General features: G+C 58.3%; 19 protein-coding genes. 14 read left to right on the top strand and 5 right to left on the bottom strand.

Features of this window, described 5'->3' with window-relative positions; translation table 11 throughout:
* Positions 1-6 precede the first annotated feature (6 nt).
* From murC to mutT, 9 genes are all read left to right on the top strand, one after another.
* Positions 7-1455, top strand: a complete 1449-nt coding sequence (murC, locus tag OQE62_RS03485) for a UDP-N-acetylmuramate--L-alanine ligase (RefSeq protein ID WP_265720605.1) — start codon at positions 7-9, stop codon at positions 1453-1455.
* Positions 1456-1542: 87 nt separating this feature from the next.
* Positions 1543-2349, top strand: coding sequence for a cell division protein FtsQ/DivIB (locus OQE62_RS03490; protein ID WP_265720606.1), 807 nt, complete (start codon positions 1543-1545; stop codon positions 2347-2349).
* A 117-nt stretch (positions 2350-2466) separates the two neighbouring features.
* Positions 2467-3705, top strand: a complete 1239-nt coding sequence (ftsA, locus tag OQE62_RS03495) for a cell division protein FtsA (protein ID WP_265720607.1) — start codon at positions 2467-2469, stop codon at positions 3703-3705.
* A gap of 190 nt (positions 3706-3895) precedes the next feature.
* A complete protein-coding gene (ftsZ, locus tag OQE62_RS03500) occupies positions 3896-5113 on the top strand; it encodes a cell division protein FtsZ (protein WP_265720608.1) in 1218 nt (405 codons plus the stop codon).
* Positions 5114-5638: 525 nt separating this feature from the next.
* Complete coding sequence (gene lpxC, locus OQE62_RS03505; RefSeq protein WP_265720609.1) at positions 5639-6550, top strand: UDP-3-O-acyl-N-acetylglucosamine deacetylase; 912 nt, start codon at positions 5639-5641, stop codon at positions 6548-6550.
* A 312-nt stretch (positions 6551-6862) separates the two neighbouring features.
* Positions 6863-7798 (top strand): M23 family metallopeptidase, encoded by a 936-nt coding sequence (locus OQE62_RS03510; RefSeq protein ID WP_265720610.1) that lies wholly within the window; start codon positions 6863-6865, stop codon positions 7796-7798.
* Between the two features lie 194 nt (positions 7799-7992).
* Positions 7993-10740 (top strand): preprotein translocase subunit SecA, encoded by a 2748-nt coding sequence (gene secA, locus OQE62_RS03515; protein WP_265720611.1) that lies wholly within the window; start codon positions 7993-7995, stop codon positions 10738-10740.
* Positions 10741-10898: 158 nt separating this feature from the next.
* Positions 10899-12101, top strand: coding sequence for a bifunctional glutamate N-acetyltransferase/amino-acid acetyltransferase ArgJ (gene argJ / locus OQE62_RS03520; protein WP_265720612.1), 1203 nt, complete (start codon positions 10899-10901; stop codon positions 12099-12101).
* A gap of 7 nt (positions 12102-12108) precedes the next feature.
* Positions 12109-12516: an 8-oxo-dGTP diphosphatase MutT gene (gene mutT, locus OQE62_RS03525; protein ID WP_265720613.1), complete on the top strand. Its 408-nt coding sequence runs from the start codon at positions 12109-12111 to the stop codon at positions 12514-12516.
* Between the two features lie 79 nt (positions 12517-12595).
* Here the strand turns inward: mutT and yacG are convergent, their stop codons facing one another.
* The 5 genes from yacG to pilB all read right to left on the bottom strand — a co-directional run bounded on the left by yacG (position 12596) and on the right by pilB (position 17611).
* Positions 12596-12805, bottom strand: coding sequence for a DNA gyrase inhibitor YacG (gene yacG / locus OQE62_RS03530; RefSeq protein WP_265720614.1), 210 nt, complete (start codon positions 12803-12805; stop codon positions 12596-12598).
* A gap of 58 nt (positions 12806-12863) precedes the next feature.
* Positions 12864-13469 (bottom strand): dephospho-CoA kinase, encoded by a 606-nt coding sequence (gene coaE / locus OQE62_RS03535; RefSeq protein ID WP_265720615.1) that lies wholly within the window; start codon positions 13467-13469, stop codon positions 12864-12866.
* Positions 13470-13590: 121 nt separating this feature from the next.
* Positions 13591-14475, bottom strand: a complete 885-nt coding sequence (locus tag OQE62_RS03540; protein ID WP_265720616.1) for a prepilin peptidase — start codon at positions 14473-14475, stop codon at positions 13591-13593.
* A 6-nt stretch (positions 14476-14481) separates the two neighbouring features.
* A complete protein-coding gene (locus OQE62_RS03545) occupies positions 14482-15696 on the bottom strand; it encodes a type II secretion system F family protein (RefSeq protein ID WP_265720672.1) in 1215 nt (404 codons plus the stop codon).
* A gap of 202 nt (positions 15697-15898) precedes the next feature.
* Positions 15899-17611, bottom strand: a complete 1713-nt coding sequence (gene pilB, locus OQE62_RS03550; protein WP_265720617.1) for a type IV-A pilus assembly ATPase PilB — start codon at positions 17609-17611, stop codon at positions 15899-15901.
* A gap of 406 nt (positions 17612-18017) precedes the next feature.
* Between pilB and OQE62_RS03555 the strand changes: the two genes are divergently transcribed.
* The 5 genes from OQE62_RS03555 to OQE62_RS19465 all read left to right on the top strand — a co-directional run bounded on the left by OQE62_RS03555 (position 18018) and on the right by OQE62_RS19465 (position 22397).
* A complete protein-coding gene (locus OQE62_RS03555) occupies positions 18018-18479 on the top strand; it encodes a pilin (RefSeq protein WP_265720618.1) in 462 nt (153 codons plus the stop codon).
* A gap of 397 nt (positions 18480-18876) precedes the next feature.
* On the top strand, positions 18877-20289 hold the full coding sequence (locus OQE62_RS03560) for a sulfatase-like hydrolase/transferase (protein WP_265720619.1): 1413 nt from the start codon (positions 18877-18879) through the stop codon (positions 20287-20289).
* Positions 20290-20409: 120 nt separating this feature from the next.
* Positions 20410-21576 (top strand): serine hydrolase domain-containing protein, encoded by a 1167-nt coding sequence (locus OQE62_RS03565; protein ID WP_265720620.1) that lies wholly within the window; start codon positions 20410-20412, stop codon positions 21574-21576.
* Between the two features lie 76 nt (positions 21577-21652).
* Positions 21653-22141: a pilin gene (locus OQE62_RS03575; protein ID WP_322746557.1), complete on the top strand. Its 489-nt coding sequence runs from the start codon at positions 21653-21655 to the stop codon at positions 22139-22141.
* 103 nt (positions 22142-22244) lie between these two features.
* Positions 22245-22397: a helix-turn-helix domain-containing protein gene (locus tag OQE62_RS19465; protein WP_377535635.1), complete on the top strand. Its 153-nt coding sequence runs from the start codon at positions 22245-22247 to the stop codon at positions 22395-22397.
* Positions 22398-22444: the final 47 nt, after the last annotated feature.

A 22444-nucleotide genomic window follows, 5' to 3' on the forward strand; every position in this document is an offset into this window, starting at 1 on the left:
TTGACTATGTCCACAGAGAGCAACCGCTACAGCGTGCCCACCATGCGCCGCATTCGCCGCATTCACTTTATCGGTGTCGGCGGCGCCGGTATGAGCGGTATCGCCGAGGTGCTGCAGAACCAGGGCTACGACGTATCCGGTTCCGACCTGAAGGAGTCTTCGGTCACCGAGCGCCTGCGCGAGCTCGGTGTCACCGTGCAGATAGGCCACGGTGCGGACAATGTGCGCGATGTGGATGTGGTGGTGAACTCCTCGGCGGTACACGGCGACAACCCGGAGCTGGTGGCTGCTCGGGAAAACCGCATCCCCATCGTGCGCCGCGCGGAAATGCTGGGTGAACTGATGCGCTATCGCTACGGTATTGCCGTGGCCGGCACGCATGGCAAGACCACCACTACCAGCCTGATTGCATCGATCTTTGCTGCGGACAGGAAAGACCCGACGTTTGTCATCGGTGGCCTGGTGAACGCCGCCGGTGCCAACGCCGCCCTGGGCGAGAGCCGCTACCTGATTGCCGAGGCGGATGAGAGCGATGCGTCCTTTATTCACCTGCAGCCGATGGTCACCGTCATCACCAATATCGATGCGGACCATATGGAGACCTACGGCGGCGACTTCGAAAAGGTCAAACAGATTTTCGTCGACTTCGTGCACAACCTGCCGTTCTACGGTCTGGCGGTAGTCTGCGGGGACGACGAGCATATTCGCGAAGTGACACCGCAGTTCTCGCGCCCGATATCCACCTACGGTTTCGATGAGGGCAACGACTTCCGCATCGTCGAAGTGCGACAGGAGCCATTGCACAGCTATTTCAGCGTGCGGCGCCCGGATGGCGAACTGCTGGAAGTCTGCGTCAATACGCCGGGGATTCACAATGTCCTGAATGCGACCGCGGCGATTGCCGTGGCCACGGAAGAGGGGGCCAGTGACGAGGCGATTCGCGAGGGACTGAAAGGTTTCCAGGGCGTCGGCCGTCGCTTCCAGGTTTTTGGTGACTACGCGGTGACCGACGAAGCGGGCGCGGAAAAAGTGATGCTGGTGGACGACTACGGCCACCACCCGCGGGAAGTGGGCGCCACCGTGCAGACAGTGCGCGACGGCTGGCCGGACCGCCGCCTGGTGATGATCTACCAGCCGCATCGCTACACCCGCACGCGGGATCTGTTCGAGGATTTCGTCGATGTGCTGTCGCGGGTGGACAAACTGATACTGCTGGATGTGTACAGCGCAGGCGAGCAACCGATTCCCGGTTCCGACGGGCGCACCCTGGCGCGCAGCCTGCGCAACCGCGGCCTGGTGGATCCGATCTTTGTCGAGACCATCGACCAGGTGCCGCCGGTACTGGCGGACCTGCTGGAACCCGGCGACATAGTCCTGACCCAGGGCGCGGGCAATGTCGGTGCCCTGTCGCAGCAGTTGGCCAAGTGGCGATTGGGGGAGAGGAATGCGGAATGATGAGTGCTGAATGCGGAATGGCGGCGAACGGCTGCGGAGGCCTCTCAATATTCGCCTGCAAGCAGGCTCCTACAGGGACTGCGTAGGATGGGCAAAGCGCAGCGTGCCCATCAGAAAAAGAAAAAACCCGTCCGCGGCGCCCGCCCGATTGCCGATGGCGACGGGCGCGAGGGCCGCAACTGGCGGCCGCTGCTGATCGTTGTGCTGGCCATTGGCATACTGGCCGCAACGAGTTACGGCGGCCTCTGGCTCTGGCAGCGCGCGCCGGTGGACGAACTGAGCCGTGTCGACGCGCTGGAGGAGGTTCGGGTCAAGGGCCCGTTTCGCGCGGTGACCCGGCGGCAGATAGAAGAGATATTGCTGCCGCACCTGAGCGAAGGTTTTTTCGGCGCGGATATCGGCGCAATGCGCGCGGCACTGCTGGAGAACCCGTGGATCACCGCCGCCTCGGTCAGCAGGCGCTGGCCCCGGGGAGTGGAAGTGGCGGTACGGGAAGCCCGGCCGCTGGCGGCCTGGGGCGACGACAGATTGCTGGTGGCGAGCGGCGAGCTGCTGTCCCGGCCGGCGGAGATGGAAACCGGTCGCCTGCCGGAGCTGGCCGGCGACGAGGAACTGGTGGAGCGCATTGTCGCCCAGTACCAGGCACTCGCGGGGCTTCTGACCACGCGGGATATGGAAGTGAAAAGGTTGTCCTTCGACGACCTGGCCGGGTGGCGGCTGGAGCTGGTATCCGGAGTGGAACTGCACCTGGGGCACGATGAACTGCTGGAGCGGGTCAATCGTTTCCTCAGCCTGAGTCGCGGTGTTCTGGCGGAACACCTGGCAAAGGTGGCGCGGGTGGATACCCGCTACAGCAACGCGGTGGCGGTGCAGTGGAAGGAAGGCAAAAAGTAGGCGAAATCAACGGTTGGGCGCACCCCACCGGCAAAACAGAATACAAAGCGAACGCTGTGCCCTGGTCCGTTATCGGGAATGCGGTCCGGAGTTCAGTTGAGCGAGGTTGGAACAAAAATGACACAAGCATCCGATCACCGCATGATCGTGGGTCTGGATATCGGCACTTCCAAAGTGGTCGCGATTGTCGGCGAGGTATCCGGCGATGGCGACCTGAATATCGTCGGTATCGGCTCGCACCGCTCCACCGGTATGAAGCGGGGTGTGGTGGTGAATATCGAATCCACGGTGCAATCGATCCAGCGCGCGGTGGAAGAGGCGGAACTGATGGCCGGCTGTGAAATTCACTCGGTCTACGCGGGTATCGCCGGCAGCCATATTCGCAGCCTGAACTCCCACGGCATCGTGGCGATCAAGGATCGCGAAGTGACCCAGCAGGATGTGGACCGGGTGATCGATGCCGCGCGCGCAGTGGCGATTCCGGCGGACCAGAAAATCCTGCACACGCTGCCGCAGGAGTACCTGATCGACAACCAGGAGGGCGTGAAGGAACCGCTGGGGATGTCCGGCGTGCGGCTGGAGGCGAAAGTGCACCTGGTCAGCGGCGCGGTCAATGCGGCGCAGAATATCGAAAAGTGCATCCGCCGCTGTGGCCTCGAAGTCGAGGACATCATCCTGGAACAGCTCGCCTCCAGCTACTCGGTGTTGACCGACGACGAAAAAGAGCTGGGCGTGTGCATGGTGGATATCGGCGGCGGCACCACCGATATCGCCGTGTTTACCGGCGGCTCCATCCGCCACACGGGTGTGATCCCGATCGCCGGTGACCAGGTGACCAACGATATCGCCATGGCGCTGCGCACACCCACGCCCCATGCGGAGGAACTGAAAGTCAAGTACGCCTGCGCGCTGGCGAAGCTGGCGCGCGAGGGCGAGACCATCAAGGTACCCAGTGTCGGTGATCGCGCGCCGCGGGACCTGTCCCGCCAGGCGCTGGCGGAAGTGGTGGAGCCCAGGTACGACGAACTCTTCACCCTGGTGCAGGCGGAACTGCGCCGCAGCGGTTTCGAGGACCTGTGTGCAGCGGGTGTGGTGCTGACCGGCGGCTCCTCGAAAATGGAAGGCGCGGTGGAACTGGCCGAGGAGATTTTCCACATGCCGGTGCGCCTGGCGGTGCCTCAGGGTGTGGCGGGACTGACCGATATCGTCAGCAACCCGATTTACTCCACCGGCGTGGGCCTGCTGATGTACGCCATGCGGCAGGACGAAGTCGGCGCGGGCGTCAGCCAGCGCCCGCATCGCGACGAAAACCCCTGGTGGGACAAGGTAAAACACTGGTTTCGGGGAAATCTGTAGGGGAGGCCGGGACCGTCGGGACCCGGAAATAGAGAGCAAAGCGCAGACCTGCACCCATCGGATTTTTTCGAGGTTTTGGGAAAGGTCGATTGAGAAAGAGTTTCGGGTGGTATCTCCACCCGAGGTTCCGGGGCCCGAGGGTCCCGGGATCCCGAACGGAATTTGACATGAGCAAAAAAGGGGAACAGAGATGTTCGAACTAGTCGATAGCGTACAGGACAAGCCTGTCATCAAAGTGATCGGTGTCGGCGGCGGTGGCGGCAATGCTGTGAAGCATATGATCGTCAGCGAAGTGGAGGGTGTGGATTTCATCTGCGCCAATACGGACGCCCAGGCACTGAAAGATATCGAGGCGCGCACCATTCTGCAGTTGGGTAACAATATTACCCGCGGCCTCGGCGCCGGTGCCAACCCGGATGTGGGCCGCCAGTCGGCGATGGAGGACCGCGAGCGTATCGCCGAAGTCCTGCAGGGTGCCGATATGGTGTTCATCACTGCCGGCATGGGCGGCGGTACCGGCACCGGCGGTGCGCCCATCGTGGCGGAAGTCGCCAAGGATCTGGGCATCCTGACCGTCGCCGTGGTTACCCGTCCCTTCAAGATCGAAGGGCGCAAGCGTTCGCAGGTGGCCGAAGAGGGCATCATCGAGCTGCGCGACAAGGTCGACTCCCTGATCACCATCCCCAACGATCGCCTGCTCGAGGTACTGGGCAACAAGGTCACCATGAAGGGTGCCTACAAGGAGGCGGACAATGTGCTGCTGGGTGCGGTACAGGGCATCGCCGACCTGATGATCCGCCCGGGGATCATGAACGTGGACTTCGCCGATGTGCGCACCGTCATGTCCGAAATGGGCATGGCGATGATGGGGTCCGGCGCCGCCGTGGGCGAGAACCGCGCCCGCGAGTCCGCGGAGAAAGCCGTGCGCAGTCCGCTGCTGGACGACGTCAACCTGCAGGGCGCCCGCGGTATCCTGGTGAATATCATCACCGGCAGCGAAGACGGCGGCTGCCAGGAGCTGACCCTGGGTGAGTACTCCGAAGTGGGGGAAATCGTGCAGGAGATCGCCTCCGACGATGCCACCGTGGTGATCGGCACCGCCGTGGACGACAAGCTGGGCGACGAGATGCGTGTGACCGTGGTCGCCGCCGGCCTGGGCGAGGGTGCCCAGCAGGGTGCGCGCCCCACCAAAGTAGTGGATAACACCCGCCGTGCGGAACTGCGCGAGCCCCGTGAAGGTCAAAGCGCCATGGGCAATCAGGGTGCCATGCCCGGTCGCGAGGCCGTGGAGACCCGCGCGCGCGCAGAGAGCGAGCGTCCCAAGCGCCCGGCGCCGGGACTGAATCCGTCAGATGCGGATATGGAATACCTGGATATCCCGGCATTCCTGCGCCGCCAGGCGGATTGATTCGGCCGCTACTCGACCGACACGCTGTAGGCGCCTGCCCCGCAGGCGATGGAAACGGCCCTGCCGCTGGATCCCAATGCCCCGGGAAGGTGAGGTGCACCGCTGAATCTGCGGTCCCCCGCGCGGGCCGGGAACAGGGTCCACACAGCCAGAAATGCCGGACAGCCGCCGCGTCGAGGCAGCACACCGCTCATGTCACCCGGCCCCCGGCCGGGCTGCCTCGGGGTAGCGGCTGCAAAATCCGGTTTATTGCTGTGGTTATTTTGATTGGTTCGGGCTATCGATCGGGTTAACAAATTTTTACAGCGTTGGAACCATTTCGCACCTTAGAATTGCGCTGATTGAACGATTGAGATCGGGGTAGCAATATGGCGCCGCAATCTTCGCGCTAAGCTATTCTGAGAGTATGGGGCGACCAGTGGGGATGACCGGGCGGCCAAATATAGTTTTGGTGCTGGTTTTCTGGTACTATCGCCCGCTTGCTGCGGCCTTTGTGCCGCTTACCGACTGGGAAATGACAGATACATGATCAAACAGCGCACCCTCAAAAATGCTATTCGCGCCACTGGCGTGGGGCTCCACACCGGCAAGAAGGTCGTCCTGACCCTGAAACCGGCGCCCGTGGATACCGGCATTGTCTTCCGCCGGGTCGATCTGGATCCGGTGGTAGAAATCGAAGCCCGCGCGCAAAATGTGGGCGATACCCTGCTGTCCACCACCCTGGTCAAGGACGATGTGCGCATCGCCACCGTCGAGCACCTGCTGTCCGCCATGGCGGGCCTGGGCATCGACAACGCGATCGTCGAACTGAGTGCGCAGGAAGTGCCGATCATGGATGGCAGCGCCGGACCCTTTGTGTTCCTGATTCAGTCCGCGGGAATCCAGGAACAGTCGGCGGCGAAGAAGTTCCTGCGTATCAAGAAGCCGGTAACTGTGGAGGAGGGCGACAAAGTAGCCAGCTTCCTGCCGTTCAACGGCTTCAAGGTGTCTTTCACCATCGATTTCGACCACCCGGTGTTCCAGAACCGCAACCTGAGCTCCTCGGTGGATTTCTCCAGCACTTCCTTCGTCAAGGAAGTGAGCCGCGCGCGCACCTTCGGTTTCATGCACGAGATCGAGTACCTGCGCTCCAAGGGCCTGGTGCAGGGCGGCAGCGTGGACAACGCCATCGTGATCGACCAGTACCGGATTCTGAACGAGGGTGGGTTACGCTATGAAGACGAATTCGTGAAACACAAGATTCTGGACGCCATCGGCGACCTCTACTTGCTGGGCACCAGCCTGATCGGCGAGTTCGAGGCGCACAAATCCGGACACGCGCTCAACAACAAGTCCCTGCGCAACCTGATGGCGCAGGAAGACGCCTGGGAAATGGTGACCTTCGAAGACGAAGAGGAAGCTCCCATTTCCTACGTCAAGCCGATACTGGCAGTCTGAGCCAGATATCGAGAAGCCGGCATGAAAATTGCCGGCTTTTTCATGAGGCACTTCCCTGTGCTTCACCCGCTTTGCGGGCAGCCTTTGGCTGTGCAGAACGGCACTCTTGCCGTTTTGTGTTTGTGTGGGGCCCGTTGCGGGTTGCCACCGGCGCATGAAATGTGCGCCCGTTACAATTCCCGACAACCGGCCGCTGTAACATGGGATGGAATGGCCGGTTGCGAAGCCATCGGAAAGGCGTGAATGCGGGGCGGTAAATGCCCGCCGAAAGAGCATACCAAAACAACAAACAGCGAATTTCACGCGCCTGTTATGAAGATAATCCTGGTTAACGATCGCGGCGTCACGCGCACTTTTGGCTTCGGCGGCCTCAGCAAGGCCCTGCTGGGCCTGTGCCTGCTGAGCCTGCCGGTGGGCGCCTTCCTGGCCGGCGTCAACCTGCCGGTGGCGGAGTCGGATGTCTTCGACTCCCGCACCGCCAAGGCCTGGGGCAAGGCGCTGCGCAAGCAGCGGGAACAGATCAAAGAGGCCGACCGCGAGGCCCGCGAGCAACTGACCGCACTCACCGTCAAGCTGGCGGAGATGCAGGCGCGCCTGACCCGGGTGGATGCCCTGGGTGAACGCCTCACCACCGCGGCCAAGCTGGACGAGGGCGAGTTCCAGTTCGGCGACACCCCGGCCGTGGGCGGCCCGGAAGACCCGGCCATCGCCGGCGCCTCGGAAATGCCCTACCAGCCGCCGGAATTTCTCGAGGTGATTGGTGACCTTTCGGACCAGATCGAAAACCGCCAGATGCAGCTCGGCACCCTGGAGACACTGCTGGCCGATCGCCAACTGCAGGAAGAACAGTTTATCGCCGGCCGCCCCATCGCCAGCGGCTGGATGTCTTCCCGCTATGGCTATCGAACCGATCCCTTCAGTGGCCGCCGCACCTGGCACAGCGGGCTGGATTTCGCCGGCAAGAACGGTTCCGATGTGGTATCGGTAGCCGCCGGCGTGGTTACCTGGGCTGAAGACCGTTACGGCTATGGTCAACTGGTGGAAATCAACCACGGCAATGGCTACAAGACCCGCTACGGTCACAACAGCGAACTCAAGGTGAAACTGGGCGACGTGGTCAAGAAGGGCCAGGTCATTGCCCTGATGGGTTCCAGCGGCCGCTCCACCGGCCCCCACGTACACTTCGAGGTGTACAAGAACAACCGCCCGGTCGACCCCGCCAGCTATATCCGCCGCACTGGCAGATAGCGTCTATCCTTCCTAGTTGCGCAACAGACAGTCTCCCGGGAGCGCTACGGCTCAAGGAGAAAGTTGCTAGTCGTTGCGCCTTCCTGTTTACTTGCACCCCTCGTTGCAAAGCGCGCTCGACACGGGTGTCGGTATCAAAATTCCCCCGGCCCAGGCGGCCGGCAGCGCAAATAAAATGAAGTGGTTTCTGGATAATGATTGGCAATCTGATTAAATCGGTCTTCGGCTCAAAAAATGACCGTGAGCTCAAGCGTATGCGCCGCGCAGTGGCAAAGGTCAACGCGCTGGAGGAAGAGTACCGGGGGCTGGACGACGCCGCCCTCAGGGCCAAGACGGAAGAGTTCAGGAAGCGCCTCGCCGATGGCGAGACCCTCGACCAGGTACTGCCCGAGGCCTTCGCCGCGGTGCGCGAGGCCAGCGACCGGGCCCTGGGCCTGCGTCACTTCGACGTACAGCTGATCGGCGGCATGACCCTGCACGAGGGCCATATCGCCGAGATGCGCACCGGTGAGGGCAAGACCCTGGTGGCGACACTGCCCGCCTACCTGAATGCACTGGAGGGCAAGGGCGTTCACATCGTCACCGTGAACGACTACCTGGCCGGCCGCGACGCCAACTGGATGCGCCCGGTGTACGAATTCCTCGGCCTCACCGTCGGCGCGATCGTCTCCCAGCAGCCCCCGGAAGAAAAAAAGGCGGCCTACCAGGCGGATATCACCTACGGCACCAACAACGAATTCGGCTTCGACTACCTGCGCGACAACATGGTGCTGCGCAAGGAAGACCGGGTGCAGCGCCCGCAGAATTTCGCCATTGTCGACGAGGTGGACTCCATCCTCATCGACGAGGCGCGCACGCCACTGATCATTTCCGGTGCCGCGGAGGATTCCTCCCACCTCTACCTGGCCATGAACAAACTGGTGCCGCAGTTGCAGCGCGTCGAGGAAGAGGACGGCGACGGCCACTACAGCGTCGATGAAAAGACCCGCCAGGTGGAACTGACCGAACAGGGCCACCAACTGGTGGAGGAGCTGCTGTCCCGCAGCGGCCTGATGAACGAGGACGAATCCCTCTACGCGCCGGGCAACCTGGGCCTGCTGCACCATGTGCACGCCGCCCTGCGCGCCCACGTGCTGTTTCACAAAGACGTGGACTACATCGTCCAGAACGGCCAGGTGGTACTGATCGACGAACACACCGGCCGCACCATGGCCGGCCGCCGCCTGTCCGAGGGCCTGCACCAGGCCCTGGAAGCCAAGGAGAAGGTGCAGATCCAGAGCGAGAGCCAGACCCTGGCCTCCACCACCTTCCAGAACCTGTTCCGCTTCTACCCGAAGCTGGCGGGCATGACCGGCACCGCCGATACCGAGGCCTTCGAGTTCCGCCAGATCTACGGCCTGGACGTGGTGGTCATCCCCACCAACGTGCCCCGGCAGCGGGAGGACCTGAACGACCTCGTCTACCTGACCAAAGAAGAAAAGATGGAAGCCATCGTCGAGGACATCGAATACTGCCGCGACAAGCAGGCGCCGATCCTCGTGGGCACCGCCTCCATCGAGACTTCCGAGGAGATGGCCCAGCGCCTGACCAGGGCCGGCATCAAGCACCAGGTCCTGAACGCCAAATACCACGAGCGCGAGGCGCAGATCATCGCCCAGGCCGGTCGCCCCGGCACCGTCACCATCGCCACCAATATGGCCGGCCGCGGCACCGATATCGTGCTCGGCGGCAACTGGGAGGCGGAAGTGGAAGAGCTCCGCGAGAAAAAAGGTACGGAGCCCAGCGAGAACGAGATCGCGAAGATCCGGGAAGACTGGAAGCAGCGCAACGCCACGGTGATCGAGGCCGGTGGCCTGCATATCATCGGTACCGAGCGTCACGAATCCCGCCGTATCGACAACCAGCTGCGCGGCCGCGCCGGTCGCCAGGGCGACCCGGGTGTGACCCGCTTCTACCTGTCCCTGGAAGACAACCTGATGCGCATCTTCGCCTCCGACCGGGTGAAGAACTTCATGCAGATGCTGGGCATGGACCGGGGCGAGGCGATCGAACACCGCATGGTGTCCAACGCCATCGAGAAGGCCCAGCGCCGCGTGGAAGGCCGCAACTTCGATATCCGCAAACAGCTGCTGGAATACGACGATGTCGCCAACGATCAGCGCCAGGTGATCTACAGCCAGCGCAACGAACTGCTGGAAGCGGAAACCATCAGCGACACCATCACCGCCATCCGCGACGACGTGGTCGACGAAATCATCTCCGGCTTTGTACCGCCGCAGAGTGTCGAGGAACAGTGGGATATTCCCGGCCTGGAAAAACAGCTCGCCGGCGAATTGGCGCTGGAGCTGCCTATCCAGCAGTGGCTGGACGAAGACCGCACCCTGCACGAGGAAACCCTGCGCGAGAAGATCATCGCCGCCGCCCAGGACGCCTACAAGGCCAAGGTGGAGCGCATCTCCGAATCCTCCGGCGACGCCAACCTGATGCCCACCGTCGAGCGCCAGATCATGCTGCAGGTGCTGGACCAGCTCTGGAAGGAACACCTCTCCAGCATGGACCACCTGCGCGCCGGTATCGGCCTGCGCGCCTACGCCAACAAGAACCCCAAGCAGGAGTTCAAGCGCGAATCATTCCACCTGTTCCAGAGCATGCTGGATAGCCTCAAGCACGAGGTGGTGCGCGTCCTCGCCCACGTGGAGCCGATGACCCGCGAGCAGATGGAGGAGATGGAACAGCGCCGCCTGGAGCAGCAGCGCAAACAGCAACTGGAACTCCAGCACGCCCAGGCCTCCGCCATGCCGGAAGCGGAAACCCGGGAACAGCAACCCGTCCCGGAACCCATGCGCCGCGGCCCCAAGGTCGGCCGCAACGACCCCTGTCCCTGCGGCTCCGGCAAGAAGTACAAGCAGTGCCACGGCAAACTGACCTCCTCCACGACCTGATAATTGGCGGGCCCCGTACCCCGAAAGCATCACTCCCCTCTCCCCCCGGGAGAGGGGCCGGGGGAGAGGGCTCCTCCGGCTCCCGGTGGCGTACCTGATACCACCAAACCCTGCCGGTGCGCACGGCGCCCCCTACAAAACTCACCGCCGCGATGAAAATGACTCAAGACTCACTCCCCCAGATCCCCGGCATCCGCCTCGCCAGCGTCCCCGCCAGAATCAAGGACTGGCAGCGCGACGACCTGCTGCTGATCGAGCTGAACGAAGGCGCCATCGTCTCCGCCACCTTCACCCAGAATACCTTCTGCGCGCCCCCGGTGACGGTGGCGAAGGAACATATCGCGGGCGGCAACATCCGCGCACTGCTGGCCAACGCCGGCAATGCCAACGCCGCCACCGGCGAGCGCGGCCTGCGCGACGCCCGCGCCTGCTGCGCCGCGGCGGCCGACGCCCTGAATATTGCGGAACAGCAGGTATTGCCCTTCAGCACCGGCGTCATCGGCGAACACCTGCCGCTGGAAAAGATACTGCAGGCGATTCCCACTGCTGCGACCCATCTCGATGGCAGCGGCTGGGATGCGGCGGCGCACACCATCATGACCACGGACACCCGCCCCAAGACCGCCACCCGCAGTGTGGAAATTGCCGGCGAGCAGATCCGCATTGCCGGCATCGCCAAGGGCGCCGGCATGATCCAGCCGAATATGGCCACCATGTTGGCCTATGTCGCCACCGACGCCGCCATCGCCGGGCCGCTGCTGGACGAGCTGGTGAAAGAAGCCGTGCAGGCCTCCTTCAACCGCATCAGCGTCGACGGCGACACCTCCACCAACGACGCTTGCGTGCTGATTGCCAGCGGCGCCACGGGCCCGCAGCTGGGCGATCCCCGCAGTCCGGAATACGAGCACCTGAAAGCCGCCATCACCGAAGTGCATATCGAGCTGGCCCAGGCCATCGTCCGCGATGGCGAGGGCGCCACCAAGTTCGTCACCGTGCAGGTGCGCGGTGCTGCGTCCAGTGAAGAGGCGCTCAAAGTGGCTTTCGAGGTGGGCGAGTCCCCGCTGGTGAAAACCGCCCTCTACGCCTCCGACCCCAACTGGGGCCGTCTGGTCATGGCCATCGGCAACGCCGGCGTGGAAGGGCTGGAGACGGAAAAGGTGAACATCTACCTGGACGATGTGCAGGTGGTAGAGGCCGGCGGCCGCGCCCTGGATTACACGGAAGAGGCCGGCGAGCAGGTATTCTCCCGGGCCGAGTTCGCCATCACCGTCGACCTGGGTCGCGGCGACTGCAGCGAACATATCTGGACCTGCGACTTCTCCCACGAATACGTCACCATCAACGCCGAATACCGAACCTGAGGTCATTATGGGAAAAGTGATTCACGTGGCAGTGGGCGTGGTGATGCGCGAAGACGGCAAAATCCTCATCGCCCGTCGCCCGGACCACCTGCATATGGGCGGCCGCTGGGAATTTCCCGGCGGCAAGGTGGAAGAGGATGAGACAGCACAGCAGGCCCTGGGCCGCGAACTGCTCGAGGAAGTCGCCATAGAGGCAAAGAAACTGCAGCCGTTAACGGAAATCCGCCACGACTACCCGGAAAAGACCGTGCTGCTGGATACCTGGTGGGTCACGGACTTCGAAGGCGAAGCGAAAGGCTCGGAAGGCCAGCAGATTGCCTGGATTGACACCGGCGAACTGGGCGATCACCAATTCCCCGACGCCAACGCCCCCATCCTCGAAGCCATCCAGAAAGCAAAACCGATCCCCACGTAGGGTGTGCCCCCTATACGCGAACGCGTATCTCCCCTCTCCCACCGGGAGAGGGGCCGGGGGAGAGGGGGAAGAATGGCCCTCAATGCCGGGTCCGGGAAGGATCCAGGTCCCCACTCAAAACATCGTCGTAAACCGGCTGCCCCGGAATCTTGTGGCCCTCACTGGCCCACTCCCCCAGATCGATCAGCTTGCAGCGCTCGCTGCAGAACGGACGGTGCGGGAACTTCTCATTCCACTCCAGGGATTTCTTGCAGGTGGGGCAACTGAGGGTAGGGGACTCTTTCGACATAACACATCACAAACTGAATTCAACGGTGGCGGCAGTGTAAAGGCTCGGAGCCGGTGTGTCAGTCAGTAGGCTGACTGGCCATTTCCCGGTATTTCCGGTGCAGCGCCTCAACCTGCTCTTGCAGCCCTGCCAGACTCCCACTGTTATCCAACACATCGTCCGCCTTCTCCAGCCGCCCCTGTCGGGAGAGCTGGGCCGCCATGATCTTGCGGATCTGCTCCGGATCGTTGCCGTCCCGTGCACTGGCCCGCTCCAACTGCAGCGTCTCGGGCAAATCCACTACACAGACCCGATCCACGAGTTCAGTCTGCCCGGATTCGATCAGCAGCGGCGATTCCAGAATCGCATAGGTGCTCTCATTGGCCCGCAGCGCCCGCACAATCTCCTCGCGGATCAGTGGGTGCAGCAGGCCCTCCAGCCAGCCCCGCTCGGCGGGATTGTCGAAGATCAGCCCGCGCAGCCTGGCCCGATCCAGCGCCCCGGTATCCCGCAGCACATCGGCACCGAAGTGCTCCGCGATCTTCTCAAGCGCCGGCTGCCCGGGCTCAACCACAACCCGCGCCGCCCAGTCCGCATCCACCACATTGACTCCCAGCTTCCGGAAGCACTCCGCCGCCGCGGACTTGCCGCTGCCGATACCGCCGGTCAACCCCACAATAAACACGACAACTCTCCTTGCCCTCCAGGCTTTGTTCGTACCCCGTGAAACAGGTCAGTTGTTGTAGAAGGGAGGCCTCTGCGGCCTGACGAGGCCCAAAACACAAAACAGCGGACCGAAAGGCCCGTCAGTGACCGAGCCCCGAAAACGCCAGATACCACCCGATAAGCTGCTCCCCCCAAAGCATTGCAATCCACCCGGCCCCGGCCAGGTAGGGCCCGAACGCAATCGGCAGGTTCTTGTCCCGCCCGGCAATCGCACTCCATACCAGCCCGGCTACCGCACCAACAGCCGCAGACAGGAGAATCACCAGCGGCAACATCTGCCACCCGAACCAAGCCCCGATGGCCGCCAGAATCTTGAAATCCCCGGCCCCCATGCCCTCCTTGCCGGTCGCCAGCTTGAAGAGGTGGAACACCGACCAGAGCGCCAGGTATCCGGCGATGGCCCCGATCACCGCATCCTGCAGCGGCACAAACAGGCCCCACAGATTGATCGAGAGCCCGGCCCATAGCAGCGGCAGGGTGATATTGTCCGGCAGCAGTTGCCTGTCGAAATCGATCCCGGTCAGCGCGATCAACGCCCAGGTAAACACACAGCCCGCCAGCGCCTGCCAGGTAAAGCCCAACTGCCAGACGACAATAACGGTCAGGATTCCCGTCACCAGCTCCACTACCGGATAGCGCCTGGAAATGGCCGTACCACAGAACCGGCACTTGCCGCCCAGCATCAGATAGCTGACCAGCGGCACATTGTGCCAGGGCCTGATCTCCGCATCGCAGTTGGGGCAGTGGGAGTGGGGCAGGATCAGGTTGAAGGGGGCTTCCAGTTCTTTCTTCTCTGCCGGATCGAGTTCGGTTTCAAAGTAGCTGTGGAAGTCGCGCTTGTACTCGCGCTCCATCATGATCGGGAGGCGGTAGATGACCACGTTCAGGAAGCTGCCGAGTAGCAGGCCCAAAATAAAAGCGCTGCCGAGGAGCAGCGCTTGGTTTGAAACTAAAAAATTCAGCATTTGGTTCTAGATTACGTTGCCAAGGTTGAAAATTGGCAGGTACATGGCAACCATCAGGCCGCCAACCAGAACACCCAATACTGCCATAATCATGGGTTCCAGCAGGGTGGTGAGGTTGTCGACCAGATTGTCTACTGCTTCTTCATAAAAGTCCGCAGCTTTTGCCAGCATCTCGTCCAGAGAGCCGGATTCCTCGCCGATTGCGGCCATCTGTACCAGCATGGTCGGGTAAAGGCCAGACTGGCGCATAGCTGCATTCAGGGGAATACCCGTAGCAACGGAGTCGCGAATTTTTAACGTGGCCTCCTCATATACGCTGTTCCCTGTAGCGCCTGCCACAGATTTAAGTGCGTCGATCAGGGGGACGCCCGCAGCAAACGTAGTGGACATTGTGCGCGCAAAACGCGCAGCGATGGAATTGTAGGTAATAACGCCCAGTACAGGTACGCGCAGCATAAGCCGGTCAAAAAATTCTGCTACCTTCCGGTTGCGTTTTTTTATTTCAATGGTACCACCGATACCGATGACCAAGGAGATTAATGCCACAAACCAGTTTGCCTGCATCCATTCCGAAAGGTTGACAACGAAAAGAGTGAAAGCAGGCAGATCTGCGCCAAAGCCGGCAAATGTCTCTGCAAACTGAGGTACTACCTTGATCAACAGGATCGAAGTTACAATGATGGCGACCACGATCACCGCAATTGGGTAGGTCATGGCCTTTTTGATCTTTTTCTTCAACGACTCCGTTTTTTCTTTGTAGGTGGCAATGCGGTCCAGCATGGTTTCCAGTGCACCGGACTGCTCGCCGGAAGCCACCAGGTTACAGAAGAGATCGTCGAACTGGAGCGGATGCTTGCGCAAGGCATCGGCGAATGCAGTACCCGATGCGACATCGTCGCGGATCTTGTAGATCAGCTCTTTAAGCCCCTGGTTGTCCAGGCCGTCAGCGACGATCTCAAAACTCTGCACTAGTGGCACACCCGCCTTCATCATGGTGGCCATCTGGCGAGTGAACAGCGCGATATCGGTAGGTTTTACTTTCTTGCTGCCGCCGCCAAACAGGGGTTTAGGCTTTTTTTGTACCCGGTTGGCAATAATGCCCTGTTTGCGTAGCTGTGCTTTCACAAGTGCCGAGCTGGTCCCTTTGATCTCTCCCTGGACCTTGGTGCCTTTGCTATCTACTCCCTTGTAGGTATAGGCGACTGTTGCAGCGTTGGCCATGATTGTTGTTCCCGATGTTTGTTTTACTTCGACCGCTACTTGAGGCCGCGTAGGGTGGATAAGGCGCAGCGTGTCTATCGTCATTGTTCGATGGGCACGCTGCGCCTTGCCCATCCCGGTATCTGATCGGCGCTGTAGGAGCCTGCTTGCAGGCGAACTTGAAGCCAATTTTCCAGGCCGGCAGGCTCCTGCGGAAATCCTTCTAGTCCTTGGTGACCCTGTTGGCCTCCTCCAGGCTGGTGGTGCCCATCACCACCTTGCGCAGCGCGGAGGTGCGCAGGTTGTTGAACCCCTCTTTGTGGGCCTGGTCGGCAATCTGAATCGAGTTGCCACCTTCCATTATAATTCGGGAGATGCCATCGGTGATGCGAACCACTTCATACACACCCACGCGCCCCTTGTAGCCCTTGGAACACTGCTCGCAGCCGACCGGCTGGTAGATCTTCCAGTCCTTGCGCTCGATCGTGACCGCATCGAAGCCTTCCTGCTTCAGCACTTCGTCCGGCAGGTTGACCGGCTTCTTGCATTCGCTGCAGAGCCTCCGCGCCAGTCGCTGGGCAATGATCACACTGACCGAGGTGGCGATATTGAAAGTGGGGACCCCCATGTTCATCAGGCGGGTCAGGGTTTCCGGCGCCGAGTTGGTGTGCAGGGTGGACAGCACCAGGTGGCCGGTTTGCGCCGCCTTGACTGCGATTTCGGCCGTCTCGAGATCCCGGATTTCACCCACCATCACGATATCCGGGTCCTGGCGCAGGAAGGAGCGCAGGGCCTCGGCGAAGTCCAGCCCCACCTTGTTGGAGACATTGACCTGGTTGATGCCCTCCAGGTTGATCTCCACCGGGTCCTCCGCCGTGGAGATATTGAGCTCCGGTGTATTGAGGATATTGAGGCCGGTATAGAGGGAGACTGTCTTGCCCGAGCCGGTGGGCCCGGTCACCAGGATCATCCCCTGCGGCTGGGCCAGCGCATCCATATAGATCTTTTTCTGGTCCTCTTCATAACCCAGCGCGTCGATGCCCATCTTGGCCGAGGAGGGGTCGAGGATACGCAGGACGATCTTCTCCCCCCAGAGGGTCGGCAGGCTGTTGACCCGGAAGTCAATGGCCTTGGTCTTGGACAGCTTCATCTTGATGCGGCCGTCCTGGGGGACCCGGCGCTCGGAAATATCCATCCGGGACATGACCTTCAGGCGTGCGGAGATACGGGTGGCCAGTTGGATGGGCGGCCTGGCTACCTCGTGCAGTACCCCGTCGGAGCGCAGGCGCACGCGATAGCTCTTCTCGTAGGGCTCGAAGTGGATGTCCGAGGCCCCGGTGCGGATCGCGTCCAGCAGTACCTTGTTCACAAAGCGTACTACCGGGGCCTCGTCGCCCCCGGGTTCGTCGTCGGCCTCCTGAGCCGAATCGTCGCCGCCCACCTCCAGGCCGTCGAGCTCGTCATCGTTCATGCCCTGCAGGCCGGCGCCCATATCGCCGCTGTCGGAGAGGTAGCTGTCGATGGCCTTGGCCAGCTTGTCCGCCTCCACCAGTACCGCGTCGGTATTCAGGCCGGTGTTGAAGTTGATCTCGTCCAGGCCGGCGAGGTTGGTGGGGTCCGCCACCGCCACAAACAGGCGGTTGCCCCGCTTGTACAGTGGCAGGGTAAAGTGTTTGGTGATCAGCTTCTCGTCAACCAGGCCCCGCGGAATCAGGTCGAAGTTGTAGCTGCCGAGATCGAACAGGGGGGAACCGAAAGCCTGCGCGGCAATATTGGCCAGCTCCCGGCTCTTGACCAGCTTGGCCTCCACCGCATGCTGGGCAAACGGCTGGTTCTCCCGCCTGGCCGCCTTGCTCGCCGAGGCGGCAGTGGCCTGGTCGAGAACGCCGTCGGTTACCAGCCGCTTGGCCAGGCCGCTCAGTTGAATATCGCTCATTAAGTAACCGTCTGAATCTGGTGCTTGTTATCTGCGCCGGCCGGCTGCTTTTTGTTCGATCTGTCGCCGGAGCCTCGTTTGCCAAGCCTTCAAATATATCGAAATAAGGCCGCCGGGCCAAATACTTGGGGCCTCTTTTTGAGAAGGCGTTGCAAGAATACGGAGAAAGTGCAAGGGGAGAAATTGACGTTTTTTGTCAGGCTTTGATGGGCGGTGTCAGGTGTTGGTAGCCGCGCTTTTCCGTGTCGGGACATGCCTGTGACTGACCTCCCATTTGTGCTTGTTGTGTTGGATCTCGCGCTTGCCAGAATTGGCACAAACCTTGTATCTTATTCCGCGACTTCCTCACGGGATGCGTTCCCTTACGGGATTCACCAAACCAAAAGTCTGTATGGAGACGGTTACAATGAAGAAACAACAGGGTTTTACTCTTATTGAATTGATGATCGTGGTGGCGATCATCGGCATTCTGGCTGCTGTGGCTATTCCGCAGTATCAGAATTACGTATCCAAGTCACAGGTTACCCGCGTGATGCAGGAAACTGGGGCTATGAAAACGATTATCGAGACTTGCCTGCTCGATGGGCGTACTACTATCGGCACTGGCGCGGGTGAGTGCGATCTGGGCTGGACTGAAAGCAATTTGATCGGTGGCTCTGCAAATCTGGAGGGAGGCAAATTAAAAGTCACTATTGGTGAAGATGCCGATACCCAGAGCTCAATTGCTGCTACCTTTGGTGAGAATGCTGCCACCTCCATTGCTGGCGATTCGCTGACTTGGACTCGCTCTACTGCTGGCATTTGGTCTTGTGATACGGATGTCGACGATAATTACAAGCCGACAGGCTGCACTGGTTCCGGTTCCTAATACAATATAGAAACCGACCGAATAAACGCCCCATATACTGTGGGGCGTTTTTTTGTCTGTGCAATTTTCACGCTGGAAATATAAAATAGCTGGATAAAAACATTATATTTGATTTTACCTTGATAGGTGGCTCCGCTGTAGGTCTCGCCAGTAGGAGTCGATAGTTTAATTTTCGGTAGATTAAGCGTGCATGTTCAAAAGGAATATGGAAGTTATGGATTCAGGGCTATATGTAATTCTGCGCTAATACGCCGACCCAATACTATATATTAGACTACAGGCTGGCACTATTACTGTGAGTCTCATTTTTTCCGCGCTAGTGCACAGTGTTTGCTAGAGTGCTGAGATTTATAATCTAAAAAAAGAATCGGGTTTGTTGTTTACTTCAGGGGGGGGGATGTTAGAAAAGGAATATTCGTGGAATTGGGGGAATTTTTTCTGGGCCATATTGGTCGTTATTCTTGCACCTAATCTATTTTTCGGTGTGCTGGCGCAGCACTTGGACCTTGGGCGACCTTATATCAATATTGATTATGCCTTGGTAATGTTGGTTGTCATTCTGAACCAACGTTTACTAGGTATATTCTTTCTATTCTTATCTTTTTTCTTTGATGCCCTTGGCTTGGTAGGGCAGGTTTTCCCTATTCTGCGCTTGACTGACATTTTCTACGTGTTCTCATTTGTTGGAATTACACCTTGGATATACAAGTTCTATATCCTTGTGTTTATCTTGGTTTATATTTTCTGCTGCATGCTATGCATGAGAAAAAGTAATTCAAGAAAGAGACTCGAGATTCTTTTCTGTGTCAACGTTTTGGTTCTTGGGTATTTTTATACGGCTATATTTGGGGGGGAGGATGGAAAGCGAATATGGCGACATACCGAGAACCCAATAATAGATAGTCAGATTGTATTCGGTCTTGAGAGTCGCGAAACAGGCTTTGTTCAGGGGTTGGATGCTGAGGGTGCTCTCTTTGAAGATGTGAAGATATCAGGCGCGACGGCTCCGTGGTTCGATGCTAACAAGGAAGTTGATGAGAAGGTATTGCTAATTGTTAGTGAATCTTGGGGGGTGACGGATAAGAAACTGCAAGAAGCTATATTGGCTCCAATTCTAGATTTGCGTGAGAGTTTTACGGATTGGAAACGGGGCAGTATCGATTTCAGAGGGATTACCGTCCAGGCTGAGATGAGGGAGCTTTGTCAGCTCCATCCCCTTCATTTCAATTTTGAAGAGCATACAGAAGAATTGAAGCAGTGTTTACCTAATCTTTTGAAGAAAAGGGGGTATAAAACCCATGCCTTTCATGGCGCTGCTGGCCTGATGTATGACCGTATGAGATGGTATCCCGATGTCGGCTTCGATAAAATGACTTTCTTTGAGAGTCATGTGTGGCCTCGCCGTTGCTACTCATTTCCCGGTGCGTGCGATTCAGATATGGCTGACTACGTAAAAAAATCCCTGGAAGCGAAAGGAAAAGTTTTCTCATATTGGTTAACCCTAAATAGCCATTATACGTATGACAAAAGGGATATACACTCGGATTACCTGGACTGCGAGCACTTTAATTTGAAAGTCGGAAGCCAAAGCTGTAGAAATTTCAAACTGCATGCTCAGTTCTTTAATGACCTCGCCGGGTTGCTTAAGAGTCCTGTAATGTCGAATACTAGAGTGGTTGTAGTGGGCGATCATGAGCCGCCGATAACAAATGCGAAGGAGAAAGAGCAGTATTTTACAGAAGGTAAAGTGCCGTGGATCTCCCTTAAGGTTAAAAATATAAGGGGCGCTGAAACTGTCGCAAAAGGGTAAATTTATTTTGGGCGCTAAATGTCAGAGATAATAAAAGACTGCCTTCAGTACAGGTTGAGTGAATAGTGTGGACGATGCTGTTTGACTTTTGGTTGGGCTTTAAATTTTTGAGATAATGCGATGTTAAGTAAGTCAGTAAAGCAAGCCATCGTGCTGCTATTTATGACATTGGTGTTTTTTCTTGGGGTTCACTTTTGGCTGACTGATAAAAAAGGCGTACTGCAGACTGTTTATCCTCTGCCGGCTTCCTTTTCAGAGCTGACCATAAAGTGTGATGGTCGAGCGCCGTTCTGGCTTAAAGACATGATGCGTGATGGATTATGGGAGCTTAAAGCTCTCTCTTCCCAGATAGCTTATATTAATAGTGATGGTAAGTTGCATCATTGTGAAAGTGGCTGGCAACGACGTAGTCTTTTCTCTGAGCGGACTTCAAAAAATTCTCGTTATCGCTACGGTAGTCTTACTAAGCCAATTACCTCAGCTGCTATTTTGTTGTCGGTTGAAAAGGGCATTCTTTCTCTTGATACTTCTTTTCTATCCCTTCTTTCTGGGGGCGGCTTTGAAAAAAAATCACAGGTCTCTCCTCAGGGAAAGCTTTCCGTAGAAGCGTTAATGCGTCACGAGTCTGGTGTGGTCGGTGAGATTTTTGTCGAAAAGAAAAAGCCCTGGTGCCCTTATCAAATGACAGAGTTGGGAAGGGTCAAGTTTCATACCTTAGAAGCTGGTAAGCACGAGTATTCGAATCTGGGCTATTGTATTCTTGGTGAGGTGATTTCTCGAAAACTGAACGGAGACTATCGGACTATAGTTAGCGATATGTTCGACTTTTACTCTCTTGGTATAAGGTTTGCTGGGGAGCAGGGCTTTCCAGATGAAGTGTGGCACGACTATCGTTTCCATGATTTTTATGGTCCAAGTGTACTGCCAGAATTTGATTACTATGCAGTTTCGTCGACAGCTGGCATGACAGGTAGCGCAACTGCGTATGCATTACTGATGCGGGACATTCTGGCTAGAGATATTGCTGATTTTCTCGGGACTGATTCTGATAGATGTAATTTTTATCAGATTCGACAATGTTACGGAAATGCGTTTTATCAGTATATAGCTCCGAACGGTGATTCATTTAATGTTAAAGAGGGCTATATGCCTGGTTCTTCGGGAGTTGTAGTAATCAATGACGATAAAGAGATTTTTGTGTGGCTGGGAAATTCAGATACTCTAAATGCCAGAGATGGCGAGCGCATGAAAAATTTTATTGATGTATTGGCGCGAGGTCCATTTTAGATACGGGGAGGTCGATCTTGGATAACCTTGTGATCAGTTTTTCTATTTATAGATGCCTTTGGGAAGGATAGTCGTAATGGAAAAGCAATATGGATTTACTCTTATAGAGGTGATGATTTCAGTGGCCATAGTTGGTATTCTGGCGGCTATCGCAATTCCTCAATATTACGATTACGTAGCACGTGGTCAGGTGAGTCGTGTAGTTAGTGAGATTTCCTCACTGAAAACATCGGTAGAAGATGAGTTAATGAGAGGGTTGGCGCCGTCGATCGATGAGAGTTCTGTCGGCTCCCCTCAAGCTGAGTTGGGATTTAGAGGGTCTGATCTATTAGGCACGGCGGGAAACTTGACGGCTAGTGACTTGACTATTAACGGTTTTGCTGTCGGTGATCTAACAGGTTCTCTTGATGTAATTATAGGTGGAAATGCCAGTCCATCTATAGCGGGAGCATCTATTTCCCTTGTTCGCTCAGATCAGGGGCTTTGGACTTGTCAAGTGGATGGGACTGGTGCCGGTGCTGGTTGGAAAGTTAGTTATATTCCAGCTGGCTGCGATGGTTCTTAAGTATTGATCGATCTTCGCTTGCCGAGCTTCTGTTTAGCCTGAGTTGGAGGGGTGAGGTGGTGTAGACTCCTGCCCCTTTAACCACCACGTTGAAGTTGCACAGATGGGCTATCACCACCTCACCGGGGAAGAACGGTACCAGATTTCTGTCTTGAATAAAGCCGGGCACAACCAAATCGAGATTTCGGAGTTGATCGGGCGCAACCCGGCAACGATAAGCCGGGAGCTGCGACGCAATCGCGGGGTCAGGCGTTAGCCAAAAGAAAGGGCGCTGCACTTCGTATTTGAATCCGGGCATGGTGA

This window comes from Microbulbifer halophilus (assembly GCF_026183675.1).
GTDB lineage: Bacteria > Pseudomonadota > Gammaproteobacteria > Pseudomonadales > Cellvibrionaceae > Microbulbifer > Microbulbifer halophilus.

Coding starts and splice junctions, on each gene's coding strand:
- murC (WP_265720605.1), top strand. CDS start 7: ATGTCCACAGAGAGCAACCGCTACAGCGTGCCCACCATGCGCCGCATT.
- OQE62_RS03490 (WP_265720606.1), top strand. CDS start 1,543: ATGGGCAAAGCGCAGCGTGCCCATCAGAAAAAGAAAAAACCCGTCCGC.
- ftsA (WP_265720607.1), top strand. CDS start 2,467: ATGACACAAGCATCCGATCACCGCATGATCGTGGGTCTGGATATCGGC.
- ftsZ (WP_265720608.1), top strand. CDS start 3,896: ATGTTCGAACTAGTCGATAGCGTACAGGACAAGCCTGTCATCAAAGTG.
- lpxC (WP_265720609.1), top strand. CDS start 5,639: ATGATCAAACAGCGCACCCTCAAAAATGCTATTCGCGCCACTGGCGTG.
- OQE62_RS03510 (WP_265720610.1), top strand. CDS start 6,863: ATGAAGATAATCCTGGTTAACGATCGCGGCGTCACGCGCACTTTTGGC.
- secA (WP_265720611.1), top strand. CDS start 7,993: ATGATTGGCAATCTGATTAAATCGGTCTTCGGCTCAAAAAATGACCGT.
- argJ (WP_265720612.1), top strand. CDS start 10,899: ATGACTCAAGACTCACTCCCCCAGATCCCCGGCATCCGCCTCGCCAGC.
- mutT (WP_265720613.1), top strand. CDS start 12,109: ATGGGAAAAGTGATTCACGTGGCAGTGGGCGTGGTGATGCGCGAAGAC.
- yacG (WP_265720614.1), bottom strand. CDS start 12,805: ATGTCGAAAGAGTCCCCTACCCTCAGTTGCCCCACCTGCAAGAAATCC.
- OQE62_RS03540 (WP_265720616.1), bottom strand. CDS start 14,475: ATGCTGAATTTTTTAGTTTCAAACCAAGCGCTGCTCCTCGGCAGCGCT.
- OQE62_RS03545 (WP_265720672.1), bottom strand. CDS start 15,696: ATGGCCAACGCTGCAACAGTCGCCTATACCTACAAGGGAGTAGATAGC.
- pilB (WP_265720617.1), bottom strand. CDS start 17,611: ATGAGCGATATTCAACTGAGCGGCCTGGCCAAGCGGCTGGTAACCGAC.
- OQE62_RS03555 (WP_265720618.1), top strand. CDS start 18,018: ATGAAGAAACAACAGGGTTTTACTCTTATTGAATTGATGATCGTGGTG.
- OQE62_RS03560 (WP_265720619.1), top strand. CDS start 18,877: ATGTTAGAAAAGGAATATTCGTGGAATTGGGGGAATTTTTTCTGGGCC.
- OQE62_RS03565 (WP_265720620.1), top strand. CDS start 20,410: ATGTTAAGTAAGTCAGTAAAGCAAGCCATCGTGCTGCTATTTATGACA.
- OQE62_RS03575 (WP_322746557.1), top strand. CDS start 21,653: ATGGAAAAGCAATATGGATTTACTCTTATAGAGGTGATGATTTCAGTG.
- OQE62_RS19465 (WP_377535635.1), top strand. CDS start 22,245: ATGGGCTATCACCACCTCACCGGGGAAGAACGGTACCAGATTTCTGTC.